Source organism: Companilactobacillus paralimentarius (assembly GCF_963227125.1).
Lineage (GTDB): Bacteria > Bacillota > Bacilli > Lactobacillales > Lactobacillaceae > Companilactobacillus > Companilactobacillus paralimentarius.
Genome location: NZ_OY724131.1, coordinates 893936 through 912650, shown reverse-complemented (window position 1 = coordinate 912650; position 18715 = coordinate 893936). Strand labels below are relative to the sequence as shown.

Annotated in this window: 15 protein-coding genes, 1 tRNA gene and 1 pseudogene; 4 read left to right on the top strand and 13 right to left on the bottom strand. The window is 34.4% G+C overall.

Going from position 1 to position 18715, the window contains the following annotated elements; all coding sequences use genetic code 11:
• The first annotated feature begins 68 nt into the window (after window positions 1-68).
• Complete coding sequence (locus ACI6PB_RS04225; RefSeq protein ID WP_025084465.1) at window positions 69-983, top strand: RluA family pseudouridine synthase; 915 nt, start codon at window positions 69-71, stop codon at window positions 981-983.
• 61 nt (window positions 984-1044) lie between these two features.
• Here ACI6PB_RS04225 and ACI6PB_RS04220 read toward each other — a convergent pair whose 3' ends face one another.
• The 3 genes from ACI6PB_RS04220 to ACI6PB_RS04210 form a co-directional block, all read right to left on the bottom strand.
• Window positions 1045-1965: a prenyltransferase gene (locus ACI6PB_RS04220; protein ID WP_025084464.1), complete on the bottom strand. Its 921-nt coding sequence runs from the start codon at window positions 1963-1965 to the stop codon at window positions 1045-1047.
• Window positions 1966-1977: 12 nt separating this feature from the next.
• The gene (argS, locus tag ACI6PB_RS04215; RefSeq protein WP_025084463.1) at window positions 1978-3669 is read right to left on the bottom strand and encodes an arginine--tRNA ligase; all 1692 of its coding nucleotides are present in this window, start codon (window positions 3667-3669) and stop codon (window positions 1978-1980) included.
• 344 nt (window positions 3670-4013) lie between these two features.
• Window positions 4014-4084: transfer RNA gene (locus ACI6PB_RS04210), tRNA-Gly, on the bottom strand.
• A gap of 167 nt (window positions 4085-4251) precedes the next feature.
• On the opposite strand from ACI6PB_RS04210, the gene ACI6PB_RS04205 reads away from it, so the two are divergent.
• Complete coding sequence (locus tag ACI6PB_RS04205; RefSeq protein WP_025084462.1) at window positions 4252-4737, top strand: hypothetical protein; 486 nt, start codon at window positions 4252-4254, stop codon at window positions 4735-4737.
• Between the two features lie 156 nt (window positions 4738-4893).
• Here the strand turns inward: ACI6PB_RS04205 and ACI6PB_RS04200 are convergent, their stop codons facing one another.
• The 7 genes and pseudogenes from ACI6PB_RS04200 to ACI6PB_RS04170 all read right to left on the bottom strand — a co-directional run bounded on the left by ACI6PB_RS04200 (window position 4894) and on the right by ACI6PB_RS04170 (window position 13307).
• Window positions 4894-5016, bottom strand: coding sequence for a hypothetical protein (locus ACI6PB_RS04200; protein ID WP_256970478.1), 123 nt, complete (start codon window positions 5014-5016; stop codon window positions 4894-4896).
• 543 nt (window positions 5017-5559) lie between these two features.
• The gene (locus tag ACI6PB_RS04195; protein WP_404327799.1) at window positions 5560-6423 is read right to left on the bottom strand and encodes a GGDEF domain-containing protein; all 864 of its coding nucleotides are present in this window, start codon (window positions 6421-6423) and stop codon (window positions 5560-5562) included.
• A complete protein-coding gene (locus ACI6PB_RS04190) occupies window positions 6410-8125 on the bottom strand; it encodes a cellulose biosynthesis cyclic di-GMP-binding regulatory protein BcsB (RefSeq protein WP_404327798.1) in 1716 nt (571 codons plus the stop codon). The genes ACI6PB_RS04195 and ACI6PB_RS04190 overlap by 14 nt, the downstream gene beginning before the upstream one ends.
• Before the next feature lie 8 nt (window positions 8126-8133).
• Window positions 8134-9102, bottom strand: a pseudogene (locus ACI6PB_RS04185) (glycosyltransferase); the annotation flags it as partial.
• 36 nt (window positions 9103-9138) lie between these two features.
• Window positions 9139-10659 (bottom strand): hypothetical protein, encoded by a 1521-nt coding sequence (locus ACI6PB_RS04180; protein WP_404327797.1) that lies wholly within the window; start codon window positions 10657-10659, stop codon window positions 9139-9141.
• Between the two features lie 31 nt (window positions 10660-10690).
• Window positions 10691-12175, bottom strand: a complete 1485-nt coding sequence (locus tag ACI6PB_RS04175) for a hypothetical protein (protein WP_025084459.1) — start codon at window positions 12173-12175, stop codon at window positions 10691-10693.
• A 10-nt stretch (window positions 12176-12185) separates the two neighbouring features.
• Complete coding sequence (locus ACI6PB_RS04170; protein ID WP_404327796.1) at window positions 12186-13307, bottom strand: hypothetical protein; 1122 nt, start codon at window positions 13305-13307, stop codon at window positions 12186-12188.
• A gap of 253 nt (window positions 13308-13560) precedes the next feature.
• Between ACI6PB_RS04170 and ACI6PB_RS04165 the strand changes: the two genes are divergently transcribed.
• Together ACI6PB_RS04165 and ACI6PB_RS04160 are read left to right on the top strand one after the other, a co-directional pair.
• On the top strand, window positions 13561-14493 hold the full coding sequence (locus ACI6PB_RS04165; protein ID WP_034544610.1) for an IS30 family transposase: 933 nt from the start codon (window positions 13561-13563) through the stop codon (window positions 14491-14493).
• A gap of 86 nt (window positions 14494-14579) precedes the next feature.
• On the top strand, window positions 14580-14861 hold the full coding sequence (locus ACI6PB_RS04160) for a hypothetical protein (RefSeq protein ID WP_309511124.1): 282 nt from the start codon (window positions 14580-14582) through the stop codon (window positions 14859-14861).
• A gap of 82 nt (window positions 14862-14943) precedes the next feature.
• On the opposite strand, the gene ACI6PB_RS04155 is transcribed toward ACI6PB_RS04160, so the two are convergent.
• The 3 genes from ACI6PB_RS04155 to glnA all read right to left on the bottom strand — a co-directional run bounded on the left by ACI6PB_RS04155 (window position 14944) and on the right by glnA (window position 18430).
• Window positions 14944-16176 carry an ISL3 family transposase gene (locus ACI6PB_RS04155; RefSeq protein ID WP_227005137.1) on the bottom strand — a complete coding sequence of 411 codons (1233 nt, stop codon included), beginning with the start codon at window positions 16174-16176 and terminating at the stop codon, window positions 14944-14946.
• Window positions 16177-16504: 328 nt separating this feature from the next.
• Window positions 16505-16942, bottom strand: a complete 438-nt coding sequence (locus ACI6PB_RS04150) for a MerR family transcriptional regulator (protein ID WP_025085854.1) — start codon at window positions 16940-16942, stop codon at window positions 16505-16507.
• A gap of 159 nt (window positions 16943-17101) precedes the next feature.
• A complete protein-coding gene (glnA, locus tag ACI6PB_RS04145) occupies window positions 17102-18430 on the bottom strand; it encodes a type I glutamate--ammonia ligase (protein WP_309511126.1) in 1329 nt (442 codons plus the stop codon).
• Between the last annotated feature and the right edge of the window lie 285 nt (window positions 18431-18715).

Here is an 18715-nt window from a genome sequence, read left to right as displayed (position 1 = left end):
AACAAATTTTATCACATTATTGGAATATTTTTTAATTTACTCATCAATATTTAAGGAGAATCCTCTCGATGTACCAGAAGAAAATCACTTATCATTCTAAAAATAACGAAAAATTAACCCTAAGAGAACTTCTCAAAAAGTGGTTAATTCCTAAAAAGTGGCAACATCTATTTCGCATACAGCACGATGTTCTGATAAATGACATTTATCAGCCCTTTAATACCATTATTAAAGATAAAGATGTGCTTACTTTGAACTTTAACTTTGAACCTCGAACGGAACAACATTATTTACCTGGACATGATCCAATCGATGTTGCTTATGAAGATGATGATATTATTGTTGTCAACAAACAAGCTGGTAAAAAAACACATCCTAACCGCAAAATTGAAGATGATTCCCTAATGAATGACGTGGAAAATTACTTGCAAGATGCACATCCTTACATGGTTCATCGTATCGATATGGAAACCTCTGGTTTAGTTTTAATCGCTAAAACACCTTATTTAGTACCTATCTTCAATCGTCAATTGAGTAGCAAGACATTACATCGTCAATATCTTGCTGTTGTTAAGCTGAATCAACCAATTTTCAATTCTGGCACAATTGATTTGCCGATTGGACAAGATCCCACCGATGTTCGCAAACGTATGGTAACTGAAGATGGATTAAACGCCATCACCGAATATGAAGTGATCAAAAAGAACAATGATTTTGCCCTACTCAAATTAAATTTACAAACAGGTCGAACCCATCAGTTAAGAGTTCACTTGTCTCATATGGGTTGGCCTATTGTCAATGATCCCCTCTACAACTCAGATCCTAAACATGGTAAACTATTATTGTTTGCTGACAAATTAACCTTTGAAGAACCTTTCACAGATAATTCAAAAATAATTAAGGCAAAATTATCAAAAGATATGTATAATTTAATATGTGCTTATTTTAAGCAACCAAAAAGCTCATCTAATCCCGACAATTAGATGAGCTCTCTTTTTGTCCAAAAAAGTTTAGGAGTGAAATAACTTTCTTGGTTGGACTGTACTAAAGGATGGACATAATCAATTTTATAATCGCCCCGACGGCAATTAATAAAATATATCCCACCACCAGCTTAGTAACAGCTTTTATTACTAGAGGATATGTCTTTGTCTTTATCTGTTCTTTTAGATAAGGACGTAGATCATCCCATATATTTGGATAAAGTAGTACGAGTAACAGTGTAATGTAAGGTACTACTTTGAGAATTGCCAAAATGGGAATTAGCAGGAAGGCTAAAGCCCAACTAGCTTTAAACAAACTCAAGGCATTGGTTTTACCAATTTTAATAACCAATGTATGACGACCATTTTTTATATCTGCTTCTAGATCAGAAGTTCCATTACTGAGCTCTGCACAGAAAAAGGCAAAGGTATTTGGCAAACTCACCAAAATAACAGAAATGGCTGTACTAGAATCAAACTTACCAGTTCCAGCTAACCCTAAGTAAGAGTATGTCACTGGAATTAGTTGGGTAATGGCAATAGCTACCACTGCTTCTCCAAACATCGTGGAGTTAAGTGGCTTGGGACCTGCCGAATACAATAATCCAACCCCGATACCGACAATACCGAGAATTAAAGTTATCCAGCCCGTCTTATAAATTAAGAATGCCCCAATCAATAATGGAAAAATGGCCAAACCGTACATCCATTTTTTAACTATTGCCAATGATTCACGATTAATTCCAATCGTACTAATTTTGCTACGATATTCTTCACTAGTTGAATTACGATAATCCATATAATTATTATGAAAATTAATAAATAAATGAATAAAGAAAACAGCTATAAAACCTAAAATACCATATACCAAATTGTAAGTTCCATAATTTAGATAGGCAAAGACTATTGCTAATATCAACCACGCTATATCTAGTGTGGTCGTTTTTATCTCTGATAGTTCGCTAAAGAGTTTTCTATCCAAAATTAATTCACCCTACATTTCTTCCGGAGCCTTAACACCAAGAAGTGCTAATGACATTTGTAATACTGTTGAAACTGATTTAACTAAAGCAAGTCTTGCTTTCAATCCTTCGTCGTCAGCTAAAATTCTACTGTGTGCATAATATTGGTTAAAACTCTTAGCAAGTTTCAAAACATATTTGGCAACAACTGAAGGTTCATATTCCTTGGCAGCACGTTTAACGACCTCTGGGAAGTCTTGAAGCATCTTAATGGTATCCCAAGCTTGATCATCAGCAATAGCTAAATCCTTTGTATCAGAATAATCAACATTGGCTTTTCTTAAAATACTTAAAGCACGAGCATTAGTGTATTGAACGTAAGGACCAGTTTCACCTTCAAAGCGAACAACTTCTTCCAAATTGAAATCAAAACTGTCACGACGATCATTCTTCAAGTCATGGAAAACAACTGCACCAACACCGACAGCCTCAGCTACAGCATCTTTGTCTTTCAAATCTGGATTCTTTTCTTCAATTTGTTTCTTAGCAAGATCAACTGCATCATTCAAAACGTTATCTAATAAGATAACATTACCTTTACGTGTTGATAGTTTCTTACCACCAGTTGTAATTAAACCAAATGGAATATAGACAATATCATCGGCCCAGTCATAACCCATCTTCTTAAGAACAATCTTAAGTTTTGTAAAATGCTCTGCTTGCTCACTACCAACAACATAAAGTGATTTAACAAAGTCAAAAGTATCCTTACGATATTTAGCAGCAGCCAAGTCACGAGTAATGTAAAGTGTTGCACCATCAGTCTTCTTGATCAAAGCTGGTGATAAATCATATTGTGATAAGTCAACAATTTCAGCACCACGACTTTCTTCAAGCAACCCTTTTTCTTCAAGAGTATCAACGATGGCATCCATTTTATCGTTATAGAAAGATTCACCTGTAAAGTGATCAAATTGAACATCTAGACGGTTGTAAATTGTTTGGAATTCCTTCAATGATAATTCCTTAAACCATGACCAAAGAGCAAGAGCTTCCTTGTCACCGTCTTCCATCTTCTTAAACCAAGCACGAGCTTCATCGTCAAGTTCAGGTTTTTCTTCAGCTTCTTTATGGAAACGAACATAATACTTCAATAGATTATTGATCGGATCGGCTTCAACCTCTTCAACTGAACCCCACATCTTATAGCCAACGATCAACTTACCAAATTGTGTTCCCCAATCACCCAAGTGATTAATTTTAACCGGAGTGTAATTCAATTTAGCGATAATTTTGGCAATTGAGTTACCAATTACAGTTGAACGTAAGTGACCCATTGACATAGGTTTAGCAATGTTAGGTGATGACATATCGATTGGTACATTACGTCCCTTACCTTCATCAGCGTTACCATAATTTTCTTTATCATTTAAAATTTCATTCAAAACAGAATTTGAAAAAGCTTTCTTATCTAAGAAGAAATTAATATAGGCACCAGTATTAACAACTTTTTCAAAGCCAGTTGTTTCAATTTTGCCTACCAAATCTTCAGCAATCATATTTGGTGCTTTATGTAGGGATTTAGCCAAAATAAATGTTGGAAAAGCATAGTCACCAAGATCTGATGTTTTAGGTTTTTCAATTAATTTTGTAACTTGTTCCTCTGTAATTTCGTCAGGTAAAACTTTGACTAAAGCGTCAACTACTTGTTTTTTAAAATCCATATTTTCCTCCTATTAGATAAAAAAAACGCCTCTTCCAATAATATATCCTTATTGAAAGAGACGAGATTTCCCGCGGTACCACTCTAATTGATTAATATCCACTCATTAATTAATATATTCAGTTTACATTTTAAATTAAGAAAGGATGCGACTTAGTCATTGAAATAGTCAACTTACACCAAAATTTGACCTCGCTTGAAAACAATTAACTAATTAGTCCCTCTTTTGCAAAAATATGATAGCACATAAAATTACCAATAACAATAATTATTACGAATAATATCACATCATTTGATACAAAAAAACGTTGACCAGAAACGATCAATACTTCAAAACTTGTATAAAGCGAACTACGAGAATCGAACTCGCGACACTAGCTTGGGAAGCTGGTATTTTACCATTAAACTAAGTTCGCATGTCATAACTAGTTAAGTATACAACATAATATTCCAAAAAGATAAGTTTTATTTAAAATTGTCTTGAAAATTTACAATATAAATTGCTTTTTACATTTCATTACCATAGAATCAACAGTGATGATAGATTTCTATCGACATATTGTGCATCAAGGAGAAGATTATAATGAAAAAAAAATTGGTTACTTTATTAGCCGCTGTTTCATTAATGGGTGGATTTGCCACAGTGGCTACTGGTTGTTCAAATACCAAAAGTACTCAACAAGTAGATCAACACTCTGCAAAGAAGATTACAAAAGATGAAATCAAAGGTCATGATTACATTGGTGTAAGTAGTGACAACAAAGATGAGTACATCACCTTCTTTACTGGCAAAGATAAAAAGAAAGTCCAATTTAACCGTGTAAATAAAGATGGCTCACAAAAGAATATCACTAACTTTAAAAAGGCCAAAATCGTTATGGACAAAAAGAACCCTAAGAAATTCAAGATCGATGGTTTCAGAATTATTATGGAACCTGACTTCGATTGGAACTTTGTCAAAGTTGGCAAGACAACAATCAAAACTTCTGATGGCAAGAAATGGAAATTATACGACGGAACTCATAAACAAGCAGTTAAGGCCGTACAAAAGAACGCTAAGAACAAGTAAAATCAATAAAAGCTAATAGAGAATCCATTAGGATTTTCCATTAGCTTTTTTCATTATACAATTTGTAAATTTTTTATTTAAAACAAAAAAATGATCCACGGTTTTAAACCATGGATCATTTATTGATTAATAACTGAATTTTATTGTTAAAAAAAATTATGCAGTCTTTAATTTGTTAACTGCTTCTTCAATTGTTTTACCGTTTGCAAAGACTTTTGTATTTGTATCCACAACGGTAAACATTTGAGACTTAGTATTCAAGCTTACTTGATATTTCATTTGTCTACCTCCTAATAGTTTGTTGTTAACTCAACGGATGAGACAATTATATTACTAATTTTATAAAAAGCAAGCCCTTACATTTTTAATTTTTCGCTCAAAAATTCTGCTTATCGGTAGAATTTTTTCTAAAATCTCGATATAATTAAGTCAATAAATAAGGAGAAGATGCAAAATGAAGAACATGTCCAAAAAAGAATATCCGTCGTGGTACCCTCGTAAACGAGGGCATAACACAGTAGAGTTTAATAAACCTGATAAATGGTATGAATGGTCGGCCATTCTTGATATTATCTTTTTTGCGATTTTTTTACTTATAATAAATCACTAACATACAAATATATTTGACACTCAGAAATGAGTGTCTTTTTTATTTTTGTCATTAGTTTCACTTCTAATTTTTTAAAAATTGAATACAATTTGTCTTTAATGCAAAACGACCTTTTCATGCAAAAAAACGTATTCAATTTTTCGTACCTAAAAAAAAGTTCAAGGCAGCATCATCTTCGATGTTCACTGCTTTGAACTTTTTTAATGTTTCATTTACACATCGTACTGTGTTTCATGAATACCGGCATTCATTAGATCATAAGGTGTCTTCATTGTTGACGAATCCCATGAAGCAATTCCTACGATCATAGAGATAGCCATTGTCGAAAGGGAATCGTTAGCTTTCACATTTTTTTCAAAGCCTTCCTTAATTCGACCAGTGGCTATGCCTGCCCCTTTATTATCGGTATATAACAGAATGGCCCAAGTCGGATCATCACTATTTAACAAATACGTAATATCATTAGTACGCGTTTTTTCTTTAATGGAATCAGTTGTCAATTTTAATAACAACTTAGTCTGATTAGGACTCATCATTCGTCTCAAGTCGTTAAAATAGCGAATTTTAATGATTGCTGTCGTAACTGGGATATCAAAGCGACGATTAGTTTCTGCAAATACTGCTATATCTTCAATATAGGCCACTGTCGTCCGCAAATTAGTCTGTTCATCAAATGCCCCACGTTCTATCAAAGCTGTTCTCAGCTCTCCGTTAGACTTTTGAAGGTCTACCTGATTCTTTGTCATTGAATAAAGTGCCAATGATAATAACATTGGTATAACCATCCAAAAACTCAATTGCCAAGGAATTCGCGCCGTCTGACTAACATATTGATAAATCATGATTATGGCCTGAATCGCAATAAAAACAATGTTAGAAATCAAACTGGGCAAAATGCCAAAGAAGTAAGTAATCATCAATAACATAACTGTACAGAACAAATAAATTACGTTTAATAAAATATTGCCCGTCAGTGCCATAAGTATTGCCGTAGCACTAAACAAAGAAAGAAAAACGAGTAATCCAACATCCTGTAGAAGTGAACTTTTTTCGTCATCATTATTATTTTCCGCCATGCTTGCTCCCTCCATTCAAGTGTCCTTGCTTTCGAACGGTTAAGATAACTCCTACTCCAATTAGAATTATCACGATCAAAGCCAAGCCTAAATATAAAATCAATTGCGAATTTTTACTAAAAGTACGTTTATTTTCCAGAGACTTATCAATAGCCTTATTCTTCTTAAATCGGTATCCATAGTGGGCATTATTCATGTCAACAACCACAGCATCTCCAGTAAATTGTTGAATGTTTTTTTGAAAGTTAATCTGTGTCGAAGCCAAATAGACATCCTTAGTATTACTTCCCGTAACAACTAACATTCCTCGTTTATCATTATAAGGTGAACGCATTAGTTGGGCTGTTCCAATATTCTTACCATAATCTTTTTCAATACTTAATTTCTCATTAGAAATAATTCGATCAAAATTCTTTGAATATTTAAAATAAAGATTAGGATTCAACTTTTTTATCATTGAATTATTCCGTGGTGTTCCTAATACAATCACATTACTGTTCTTCAAAACATTCTGACTTGGCATCGACTTATAAAACTGAATTCTACCTGTATTACTCTTTGCAAAATTACCAATTAAATTAAAGATATTAGTTAAAGTCTTAAAGTCGTCTGTATTCAAGGTTTTAGGAGCTACCACAGCTATATCATCATAAGTCTCATTATTGATAAATAACGTGGGGTAATTTGTGAATAGCAGGTCATTACTTCGTTGTGATTTGACCAACATTTTCGAATCTGGACTAACCTGTGCCCACGGCGTATTACTATTATCAGAAGTATCCTGATCTTTCATTTCAAGATCAAAAGCTGCTCTAACAGTAAAACTACTTCCCAATGACAAACCACGCGGTAATTTAACACTTAAGGTATCGTTGTTAGCATGAACAGCTGTCAATTTTTTACTGCCAATTACTGTATTGTTAACGTAAAGCGTTACTAACGACCGATTGAAATTCAAGTTTTTACTATAATTAAAATGCAGTGTTATTTGTGATCCATCAGCATTTGAACGATCATTAGGAATCTGGACTAAGTAGCTACTCTCCTTATGACCTGCCCCTTCAATTCGATCTGCTGATGTTGTCAAATAGTGTGTCCCATTATCGTGTAGAGATGAAGTATAAGTATCGGTAGTCTCATCAACTTCCTCTGTATCTTTATCGGTTTCCTTCATCAACTCTTCATTGGCCACAAAGCGAGCTGCTTTTTCCAACAGTGCTCCCGATTTGGCGGTAACAATCAGATAATATTTACCATCAGTATAATATGTCTTGATAAGAGCTTTATTTTTTAATTGGTCAGGATCAATTTGCTTTTTCAATTCATCAGGCAAGTGATCATATTGGGCAACTACTAACATATAGTCGTTCTTGGCTGCATTCAGTTCTGATAACTTGACAACAGGAATCTGATCATTCTCAGTGGTAATAATTCGAGATTCACCATATAAGGCAACCATACTAGCAGTCAATTCCTTAGCGGTTGGATTATCGGCTGTTGCTATTTTTGACCTTTGATAAGCAATTGTATCCTGACCTGAGAAATGGGCATAGAAAGAACTTAGGGTATTCTCTGCTTCTTTAAGTTGATACTCAAAATTAACATTAGAACCATTACCAATGGTTAACCAATTTGCCGGAGTTTGCTGCAATTGATAATTTTTATCCGGCATTTGATCTAAGACTTGACCAGTGATTGTCAACCGATTACTGCCACTGACAAGACAAAAACTGAATCAGATAGAACCAATGACGTCATTAATAGAAAATAAATCGTCAAAAAGTATAAAAGATCAAAACGAATGGGACGACCTTTCTTCTGAAAAAGCAATTTAGCATTTTTGATAATAACGTATATATTTCCCTTTACCCAGCGAGTTCGTTGATGGAACCAAACATCCAAAGTTTGAGGTTCCTGTTCCCAAGTAACGGCTCGAGGTTGAAATTTAATTCTATAACCCATTTGGTAAACTCGAAAACTGATTTCGGTATCTTCAGCCAAGGCCTTAACATCCCAACCACCAACTTTTTCAATTACGCTACGACGAATAACATAATTGGTTCCCGGAATCGTACACAAATGGAATAATTGTTGACGTCCTGCTTGAGCCATCCATTGAAATGATAAAGTTTCAATATTGATAAAACGCGTCAATAATGTCGCATTCTTATTACGCGTTCTAAATTTACCAATAACGGCCGCTAATTTATCGTCCGATAATAACTCTGCTACAAGAATTCTCAGCGCTCCATGTTCAGGTGTATTGTCTGCATCATAAATTGAAATAATACTTCCTTTAGCACTCTTTAAACCAATATTTAAGGCATTAGACTTACCTTTACCGCCAGTAACCTTGTCAGTATTGATAACCTTTAAGCGTGCTTCACCAAATTGATCCTGCAAATTCTTTAATAAATCCGCTGAATTATCACTAGAATTGTCATTAATAACAATAACTTCATATCTATCTTGTGGATAATCAAAACTCAGTAATGACAAAACCGTTTTAACAATAACAATGCCCTCATTGTGTGCCGGCACCAATATTGATACGAACGGTGCCTGTTCTGGTAACTTAGGATCAGGCCTTGTAACATGTCGCAAATACCATGTGTATCCAGCAACAGTTAAGATTAAATTAACTACCAAAGTTCCCCAAATGGAGATAATTGCAATCATCAGAAAAAAATCTAAGACTGAAATAACTATCCCTCCTTAACGTTTAAATCGATTCCAATAAACCTTTTGTCCAATGAAAATGAAAATCAAAAGGATAATCATAATAATGACAAAGAAAACGGCCAAAATATTGCCCTGGACTTTGAAGTAATCTTTAAAAAGCGAATTAGGCTTACCATCAGAAAATTGTTTATTCAAATCCAAATTAGTATTCTGAATATCCTCTAACTTACCGTTAACTAAATAGTCACCATGATTATATTTCAAACTAGTAGTTTCAGTATTAATTTCAGAGCTAAAACCATCTTCCACTGGATTATACCAATTCAGTGGAAGATTTTTAATTTCGCTCTCTACATGCTCTAATTCTTTTTGCGAATACGGCATATTGATTGTTAAAGCAGTCGGAATTGTAAATGTCGTAGAATCACTCTTCTTCACATCATTAAGTGAAGCCGCTGGCATGGCAAAAAAGCTCTGTTTAGCAATCTGTGCATCGTTATCTTGATTAACGTAAGTAACTTTAGTCCCATCCTGCATCAATAACCAATGATCTGCATATTTCAAAGAATTGTTTCGTAAAACCTTGTCTTGATTCCAAAAACCAGCAGAACTTATACCGACCGGAAAGACTTGCTGTCGAGCCAAGCTGACAATATATGTCAGAAATTTCTGATTAAGTAATTGACCAGCGGTATCCACACCACTGCTGACTTCAGGAGTCTGTAAAAAGATGATTCCTCCACGATTTTCAATATTTCTTAAAACCGCCGTGAATCGATCAAAGGCTTTCATTTCAGTGTTTTTACTTACAGAGGTTGTACTTATAGCAAAAGGTATTCCCATCTTGTAACAGAATTTACTTAATTCATCCAGTGTTCGTAAATTTGTATATAGAGTCACATTAGTTATTGTCAATAATGGTTGAAACTTCCCCACTCGATCAAATAATTGAGCAATCATTTGGGTTTGTACAATCAAGCTCAAACCTTTATTTGTAAAAAATGGCAAATATCCCTGTTTGCCCTTGATATATCCAAAAGGATAACTCCTTTGATCTGTTTGTTGAGTTGATAGAGTACCTACTTGGCTTGCTCCATTGGCCTGCTGGGTAATGACCGTAATACTCTGACTAAACGGCAATTGTTCACGGTTAGAATCTTTTTTCAAAATAAATTGTTGCTGATAAACTTTTTGAACTTTAATTCCCAATTGATTAATTTCTGTTTGCGTAAGATTTTCACCAATATGTAATTTTATACCTGAAAATTTATCTCGATCATTAATAAATTCTCGATTGATCAAACCGACCTGACGCCAATTAATCATCGTGATGACACCCAAATATTTTTTATCCAAGGTACCTTTTTTATAATCAGCCTGTGAAACAGTTTTAACACGTAAATCCATACTAGTTAGGCTTCGTTGTAAAGCATCAATATTCTTCTTATCATTCTTTACATCATTTTGTGAATCATAAACTAGTAAAACTCGATTATGATTCGTAGCAGCATTTATGGTTCGAGAGAAATTAAATAGTGAAAATAAAATTAACATTAGGGACATCACTAAAGAAAATTTAATCCCTTTATTCACTGACTTCATCCCCCTCAGTATTCCACAACGTATGATTTATCAAATCGGAAATAAACATTAGTAAAGACATATTCAAGCTGACCGGTACTAAAAACAAATGCTTAGCCAAATCAGCATCGCCATCACCGACAATAGAAACAATCGGTACAAAAACAACTACAGTCATTAATCCGAAAATCAAGAAAAATCGTAAGATACCCATGTAACGTTTAGCTTTAATATCTAAATAAAAGCCAACACTATAGACAGCAATAAAGCCGATCGCAAGTAAACAGTCAAAAGCATATTTCCCTGGAAAGAAAGCTCCCATTAAAGAACTATATACAGTAAAATATTTTACTTGTTCTCCTGGTTTATGGCCTGAATTTCTAACAAAATTACCTACCGCTCGTGGCTGTACTGCGGTTACATCCTTAGCAGCTACGTCCAATAAATTATTAAATTGTTTCAAATTACCAGCGTAGTAACGGACAATCCAAGCAAAACCCGTTTTATCCATCAGATGTTTTTTTACATATTTACTACCTGGATCTAACGTTGCATAGTTTTTAGAATAATAGTTTTCATTTCTCATGAGAGCAAACTGACCATCGACTCCACCACGTTCAATTTTTTTAGTTGGATCGCTAGTCTCCAATAATGTTCCATGCGAAAATGTTTGAAAAGTATTGGCTCCAACAATTTCTGATCCGATGGACTTATAAATTCCCACGCCAGACATCAATACCAAAACAATTCCCAATGCCGTGGCCATTCTTCTGGCCCTAAAATGTGGTAAAAACATGATACCTATCGCTACCACACCAAAACTCAAAGCCAATGGTGCATTCTGTTGCTTATTAGTAATCAGTAGAATTGTCGAAATGAAGAATAGAAAGGTCATTGGCCATCTTCTTGAATAAATATTTCTTGCTAAGGAAATAATCGATGCACACAAGTAAAGCATTAAAATAAACATTCCCGGTTCAGCGAAGAAAGAATTGAAATATAAGGTGTATGCTGAGTCGGCAAAAATGAACACGATTAAAAGTCCCATTACATAGCTCTTAACTTTACGATATGGGCGAACGAAAGCGTTAGTTAAAAGATAAATTCCACCTAAATAGAATAAATAATAAACTAAACCCATAAATCTAATATCAAAGATAGTCCTACTATAAAATAGTTTATTCAATAACAAAGCTATTTGAATAAATATGGTTTGTGATGATAATACTGATACGTTATTTTCATTAAAGTACTGCATAATACCAAATTTGGTTATCACAAAATCACTGTACTGACTGTAACTAGTAGGTAATCGATAAATACCATTACTCAAAATAGAACGATAAAAATCTCCATTATCAGCCAATCCATGAATTGGTGGTACAAATAATAAAATGCCACTAATAATGGCTGCCAAAACCGTTGCTAATAGTGCTGGAGAGACAAATTTTGAAAATTTATTTAAACAGTTATATATAAATTTTTTCAAACACTCACCCTCAATATTTTGCTGCCAATAACGTTGTTAAATTATTATACGAATAAGCCTCATTTTGATGCTCAATTCCAATACCACCGTAGATAGCAGACTTTTCATTCTTCATCTGATACTTCCAAGTTAATTTCATAGCCTTTTGATACATTCTTTTATTACCTTGCTTAGCAAAAATCATAGCTGCCAAAGCGTAACTACCCGCCGAATGAGAGCGACTGACCACATTACCATTAACAGAATAACCATTGTATAGCGTATTACGATCCACTTGATTCTTTAACCAATTTAAAGAGACTTGTTTTAGCTTACCTATTTCTGACAAGTGAAGTAATGTCTCCAAAGCCTCTGAAGTATTTAAGTCGTTATTACTATAGGTTTTGTTACTCCAATTGTAACTAGAAGCATAGAGTGGAAATGCGTCACCTAAATAACCATTTTGAACGACCGCTAACTGCTTTTTGTACATCTTCTTGTTCTGTTTAGAAGTTGATTCAAAGTATTTTAAAGTCGAGAAATCATAATAAGCTAATGAACCATCGTCACTAGCCTTCTTAGTTTTAACATCGTAGAAACTAGCAATTTTTCCGTTGCTCATTGTATTCTTTTGTAATGACCCAAATCTTCGTGCCGCCTCTTTTTTATAATTCTTGTTTCCTGTTTGATCGGCATACATTTGTAACGCCCTAATAATTCTCAAATCATCTAGAGTGGCATTAACATCAAATTTTTTATTAGTTGCAGGTGTGTAACGATAGCTAAACTGAGACCCTTGATCAAAAGTTTTTTTAGTTTCTCGGTAAAATTCTCTAAACTTTTTATATTGATGTGTATAGATCAGATATTCCAACCACATACCTGATGATTCTGAAAGTAACTCATGACCACGAGCAACATTTTTTTTATAAGATTGTTTCTTATAATTCGTATAGATACCCTTTTTAGTCATCATCTTATTTTCAATGAAGTGTTGTAATTCTTTTTCATTAGAAATGTAGTTACCATAATGGGATCTTTTACTAAAGTTACTATCACCATTAGGTACTAAAACCTTGGTTTTCTGATCACTGCATCCCGCTAAAATCAAGACCATCAAGAATAGCAGGATTATTTGGAATCTCTTTTTCAAAATTTTCCCTCACTTAATACTAAGTTAATACTTTTAATATCTTTTTTGCATATCTTTTTACCATCATATGTAATTATCTACGATATTGGGCTCCATGCCAATTCTTTTAGTATAAATTTGAACATTTTTTTATTTTGGTAGATTGTAAGATTAAATAGAATTCTACCCAGACGAAAAATTTGGATAGAAAAAGGGCAATGGACCCGGTATTGTTTTAAGTGACAAAACTATAAACAATAGGAGTCCATTACCCATGAGTCACATTTTAACATTATCGGATAGAACTGTCATCCAAACGCTGCTTAAGGTTGGTTACTCACAAAAACAAATTGCTGAAGAAGTTGGTGTAGTTCCTTCAACCATCAACTATGAACTAAAGCGCTGTCCTAAGGGATACTATGACGCTGATCAAGCTCAGGAAGACTGCGAAAAGAAGCTAACTCACCGGGGGCGGAAAACTCTTCTAACAGAGAATTTAAGAGAATTCGTCCGTGGGATCATTCTCGAACAGCGGTGGAGTTTTGAAGTCATCGCGCATATTCTCCAAATGCCATTCAAAACCCTCTATAACTGGCTGGACAAGGGCTGGTTGGACATCAAACGCGAGGTCCTTCCAGACCACGGTGTGCGGTACCGAAAGAGCCACGACGGTCGTGGTCAGTACACACGTGGGGCGAAGTTTATCAACCAACGCCCGGACGAGGCTAACCTGCGTCAAGAGATTGGTCATTTTGAAGTCGATACCATCCTATCAGGAAAAACCAGGGGCGAGGTCCTAGCTACCTTTACTGATCGTAAGTCCCGACTAATGATTATTCGTCGTTTACCGGGACGTGATAGTAAAGCTATGACTAAGGCAATCCTAGAGCTTAACGAGGAGTTGCGCGGCTTGGTCAAGTCAATCACCAGTGATCACGGTAAGGAATTCGCAGGCTTCAAGGAAATTGAAGCCTGCGGAATTGCCCATTATTTTGCCCACCCGTATGCGCCACATGAACGCGGAACCAACGAACGGTTGAACCGCGAGATTCGGCTACACATTCCAAAGAACCAGCCAATTGAGAGCGTTACGGACGAAGAGCTGACTATGATCTCAAAGTACTTAAACTGGCGTCCCCGGAAATGTTTAGGGTGGAAAACGCCACTCCAAGTCTTCTTTGGTGACTTGTCCGAAAAATTCGATTAATTGTTGCAATCTACCTTTTATAAATATAATATTTTCGAAATATCTCTTTTCATCTCTGATATAATCGAATTTAAGGAGGCGCTCTCATGGCTTTGAATATTAATTTAATAAATGGTAAAAACATTCTCATAAATGAAGATACTTACTTGGTGGCTTGGAAATATCAATCATCACTAATGGCAAGTAACGCCGATCACTACTACTTAGACTGCATTTTCAAAGGTAGTTTTGAAGATGGCAAGGTTACTGAGGATCACGAAGAAAACAAACTCGAAGGTTTAATCAGTGCCGCTGATTGGTTAACGATTGGTAAAGACAACAATAATTCTATTAAAACTACTGCTGTTCTAGGTATTACTAGAGATTAATGGCAAATAAAAGGCTGTTCGTCAAATCAAGTTGATGGCGGTTCAAGTTAACAGTTAGACCATAAATGGTCTAGCTGTTTTTTTATTTGGCTGATGAGCTTGCTCGAAGCCAAAACATTTGAATATTTATACGTTCAGTAAAGTTGTTCCAACTACGATATCCATAGGCACTACTTTTTATCTTTTTTATTCTTCCAATGATTCCCTCTAAAAATCCGTTGGAATATTTAAGCTTCAGTGCATTTAATACTTGTTTACGATATTTTCTTAATGATGTCATTGTTTGATCCATAGCGGTATTGAGTGGATGATAATTGAGTAGTATCTGATTCATTGTATCAGTATCGCCTGTTCTAATAGCCTTTAAAATATCTTGATATACTTCGTAGGACTTGGCGAAACCTTCGTCCAAATCTAAACACTTTGTGATTAAATTTAGATCCGTTTCATAATAACCAACACTGTACTGATACTTAGGGTTTATCTTTTCGATGGAATCGAATGATTCCAAGAATTTTTTCCAATCTCTCTTCATGAACAAGTATTCTTTACTTCTTTTAGGCATTCGTTTCATTACCTGTATTCTAGTTGAATTGAGAGAACGATTCATCATCTGAACGATATGAAATCTATCAACAACGACTTTGGCCTTTGGAAACAACTTTGGTACTAAATTAATGTATCCGGCATTTAAATCCAAAGAAATAGTTTTTACCTGTCTTCTGACTTTCAAAGGAAATCGACTGAAGTATTTACTGATTTGATATGAAGTTCTTCTGGGCAAGATATCACCCGTACGATGATTATCGCTATCTAACCAAATAAAGCTCATCTTGTCAGTAGACATAAATTCATCAAATGCCAAGTGCTTAGGAAGATGTTCAGGAAGTGATTTCTTGTGCATCTTGGCTTCTTCATCGATGATACGTTGAACGGTCTTATCGGAGACGTTAAAACGTCTGCCGATATCCTTCAATGATGTATTAAAAGCAGTTTCTGATAAGATCATTTGTCTAACAGGTTGTGCGATTTGACAATATTCCCAAACATAACTAGTTTTGGCTACAAAGATAGAGTTACAAGATTTACATTTATACTTTTGACGTTTCAGACTTATATACGTTGGACGTAATGATAATGATGGAGCGACTATCATATTTTTATTAAATCCATTCTTAACTAAGTGGCCTGCAAGGCCACAGTTAAGACAACGGTCAATCTGTTTAGTTAGCATTGCAAAATAGACTAAGGACTTGATGCCATTAACTAACATAAATTTTGAGTCTTCAGTAAAGATAATATTCTCATCTTTCATTTCAAGAGCGTTTCGTATAGACTTATTACTTAGGGACATCATTCGAATTCCTTTCATTGTGAAGCTGTAGAGGGTAGAACATCTAAAGGTATGGATGGTGTCTTTTTGATGTTCTAAAATAGTTTTATTAATAAATGGTATACAAAAATAGAGTTGATGGCAAAATGCCTATCAACTCTATTTATCGTACAGCCAAATAAAAAAGGTTCCAGCTTACGCTGGAACCTTTTCTGCTCTCTGGGGGGAAAGCAGTAATCAGAATTTTGATTACGCTAAATCTTAACATTAAAAAAAACTGATTTCCAGAAAAATCTATGTAAATAAAAAATTAGTTATTCATAGATTGACTGGCTTTTGAAGCTGCTTCCAAAGTATCACAAAAATCTTCTAATCCTTCTTCAGAACCAGCTGCACAGGCAGCTTCAAAATACTTAACTTTATGATCAAGTTTTTCTAAATACTTTTCAGACTGGGCAATTTGACGCATTACTTCATCACGTTGTCGTTTAAACATTGCCAATCTTTGCTCTAAAGTTACATTACCCTCCATTGACATATTGACAAATTCTCGAATTTCCTTCAACGACATTCCAGTCTCTTTTAGGCATGAAATAAGTTCAACAAAATCCATATCATTTTCAGTAAATTTGCGACGACCATTGTCATCACGATGAACAAAAGACATTAATCCTTCTTTATCATAGTATCGCAGGGTATAACTTGAAAGGCCGTTTTTTTCGGCCACTTGTCCAATTGAATAAGCCATTTGAATATTCCTTTCAACTTTAAATTATTATCTTAAGTATAATCGTATAGTTCATATTTTTATATTATTTTAATATTGAATAAAAAAAAACTGCAAATTCACTTACAGTGAACTTGCAGCCTAAACGAAGTGAAATATAACTCCGATTTTATTCGTAATTTAATATTGTGACATGTAAGTATCTCTTTCCCATTGGGAAACTGTTTGTTGGTATCTTGCCCATTCAGCATTTTTAGCAGCAAACAAACTATTTGTTAAATCCTTACCAAGTGATTGTTGAACGTATTCATCTTTACGCAAAGCCTTAAGAGCGTTATGTAATGTTGAAGGTAAATCAACGATACCCTCTTCGCGACGTTCGTCATCAGACATATTATAAATATTATCCTTAACTTCTGGCATCAATTCGTAGTTTTGATCAATACCGTCTAGTCCAGCATCAAGGATACATGCAATTGCCAAGTATGGATTTGTTGTTGGATCTACACTTCTAATTTCAATACGTTTTGATTTACCTGATGCAGCAGGTACTCGAATCAATGGTGAACGGTTCTTACTTGCCCAAGCAATATATGTTGGAGCTTCAAAGCCTGGAACCAAACGTTTATATGAATTAACAGTTGGATTATTAATAGCGGTTAAAGCACGAGCATGTTTTAAGACACCACTCATAAATTCTTTAGCTGTATCAGATAACATATCGTTGGGATCATCAAAGATATTGTCGTCACCTTTGAATAATGACATATTGATATGCATACCTGAACCATTAATACCTTGAACTGGTTTTGGCATAAATGTTGCATATAGGTTGTTCTTTCTAGCAATTGTCTTAACCACTAATTTGAATGTTTCAATACTATCTGCAGCTGACAAAGCATCTTGATACTTAAAATCAATTTCTTGCTGTCCAGGAGCAACTTCGTGGTGACTAGCTTCAACTTCAAAGCCCATCTTTTCAAGAACAAGCACAATATCCTTACGAACATTAACACCTAAGTCGACAGGTGAAAAGTCAAAGTAACTACCATCATCATTTAAATGTAGAGTTGGATTACCTTGCTCGTCACGGTTGAATAGGAAGAATTCAGGTTCTGAACCAATATTGAAATTAGTGTAACCCATCTTTTCCATTTTCTTGATAACACGTTTAAGGTTAACACGAGGATCACCCTCAAATGGTGTGCCATCTGATTTGTAAATATCACAGATCAAACGAGCTACTTTACCATGTTCTTCTCCCCAAGGGAAAATCAACCATGTTGATAAATCTGGATGTAGTAGCATATCACTTTCTTCAATACGAGTAAATCCATCAATTGATGAACCATCAAAAGTAATCTTGTTTGCCAATACTTTATCCAATTGAGAAACAGGAACTTCAACATTCTTAATGATGCCGTTGATATCTGTAAACATTAAACAAATAAATTCAACGTTTTCATCATTTACCATTTTTGTAATATCTTCTGCAGTATAATGTTGCATTTTTTAACCACTCCTATTGTATATACCAATTTTTTGTAGACTTCTAACAAACGTTATTAATATAAGGTTCCATTAACAATATGATGATAATACCAATTACATGTTTCAGTGTCAAATATTTATCGTTATATTATTAAAAAAACTAATCAATAATAAGATATACAAATTCTTTTGTATACCAAGATTCTATCACATAATTTAATTTAGCCGAAGAATATATTTGACTTCTGAACGTGAACCAGTTAAATTATAGATACGAACGAAATCGAATATAAAAATAAAAAT

Excerpts from the sequence above, each read along its gene's own strand:
- ACI6PB_RS04225 (WP_025084465.1), top strand. The coding sequence starts at position 69 with ATGTACCAGAAGAAAATCACTTATCATTCTAAAAATAACGAAAAATTA.
- argS (WP_025084463.1), bottom strand. The coding sequence starts at position 3,669 with ATGGATTTTAAAAAACAAGTAGTTGACGCTTTAGTCAAAGTTTTACCT.
- ACI6PB_RS04205 (WP_025084462.1), top strand. The coding sequence starts at position 4,252 with ATGAAAAAAAAATTGGTTACTTTATTAGCCGCTGTTTCATTAATGGGT.
- ACI6PB_RS04200 (WP_256970478.1), bottom strand. The coding sequence starts at position 5,016 with ATGAAATATCAAGTAAGCTTGAATACTAAGTCTCAAATGTTTACCGTT.
- ACI6PB_RS04195 (WP_404327799.1), bottom strand. The coding sequence starts at position 6,423 with ATGGCGGAAAATAATAATGATGACGAAAAAAGTTCACTTCTACAGGAT.
- ACI6PB_RS04180 (WP_404327797.1), bottom strand. The coding sequence starts at position 10,659 with ATGTTAATTTTATTTTCACTATTTAATTTCTCTCGAACCATAAATGCT.
- ACI6PB_RS04165 (WP_034544610.1), top strand. The coding sequence starts at position 13,561 with ATGAGTCACATTTTAACATTATCGGATAGAACTGTCATCCAAACGCTG.
- ACI6PB_RS04160 (WP_309511124.1), top strand. The coding sequence starts at position 14,580 with ATGGCTTTGAATATTAATTTAATAAATGGTAAAAACATTCTCATAAAT.
- ACI6PB_RS04155 (WP_227005137.1), bottom strand. The coding sequence starts at position 16,176 with ATGAAAGATGAGAATATTATCTTTACTGAAGACTCAAAATTTATGTTA.
- ACI6PB_RS04150 (WP_025085854.1), bottom strand. The coding sequence starts at position 16,942 with ATGGCTTATTCAATTGGACAAGTGGCCGAAAAAAACGGCCTTTCAAGT.
- glnA (WP_309511126.1), bottom strand. The coding sequence starts at position 18,430 with ATGCAACATTATACTGCAGAAGATATTACAAAAATGGTAAATGATGAA.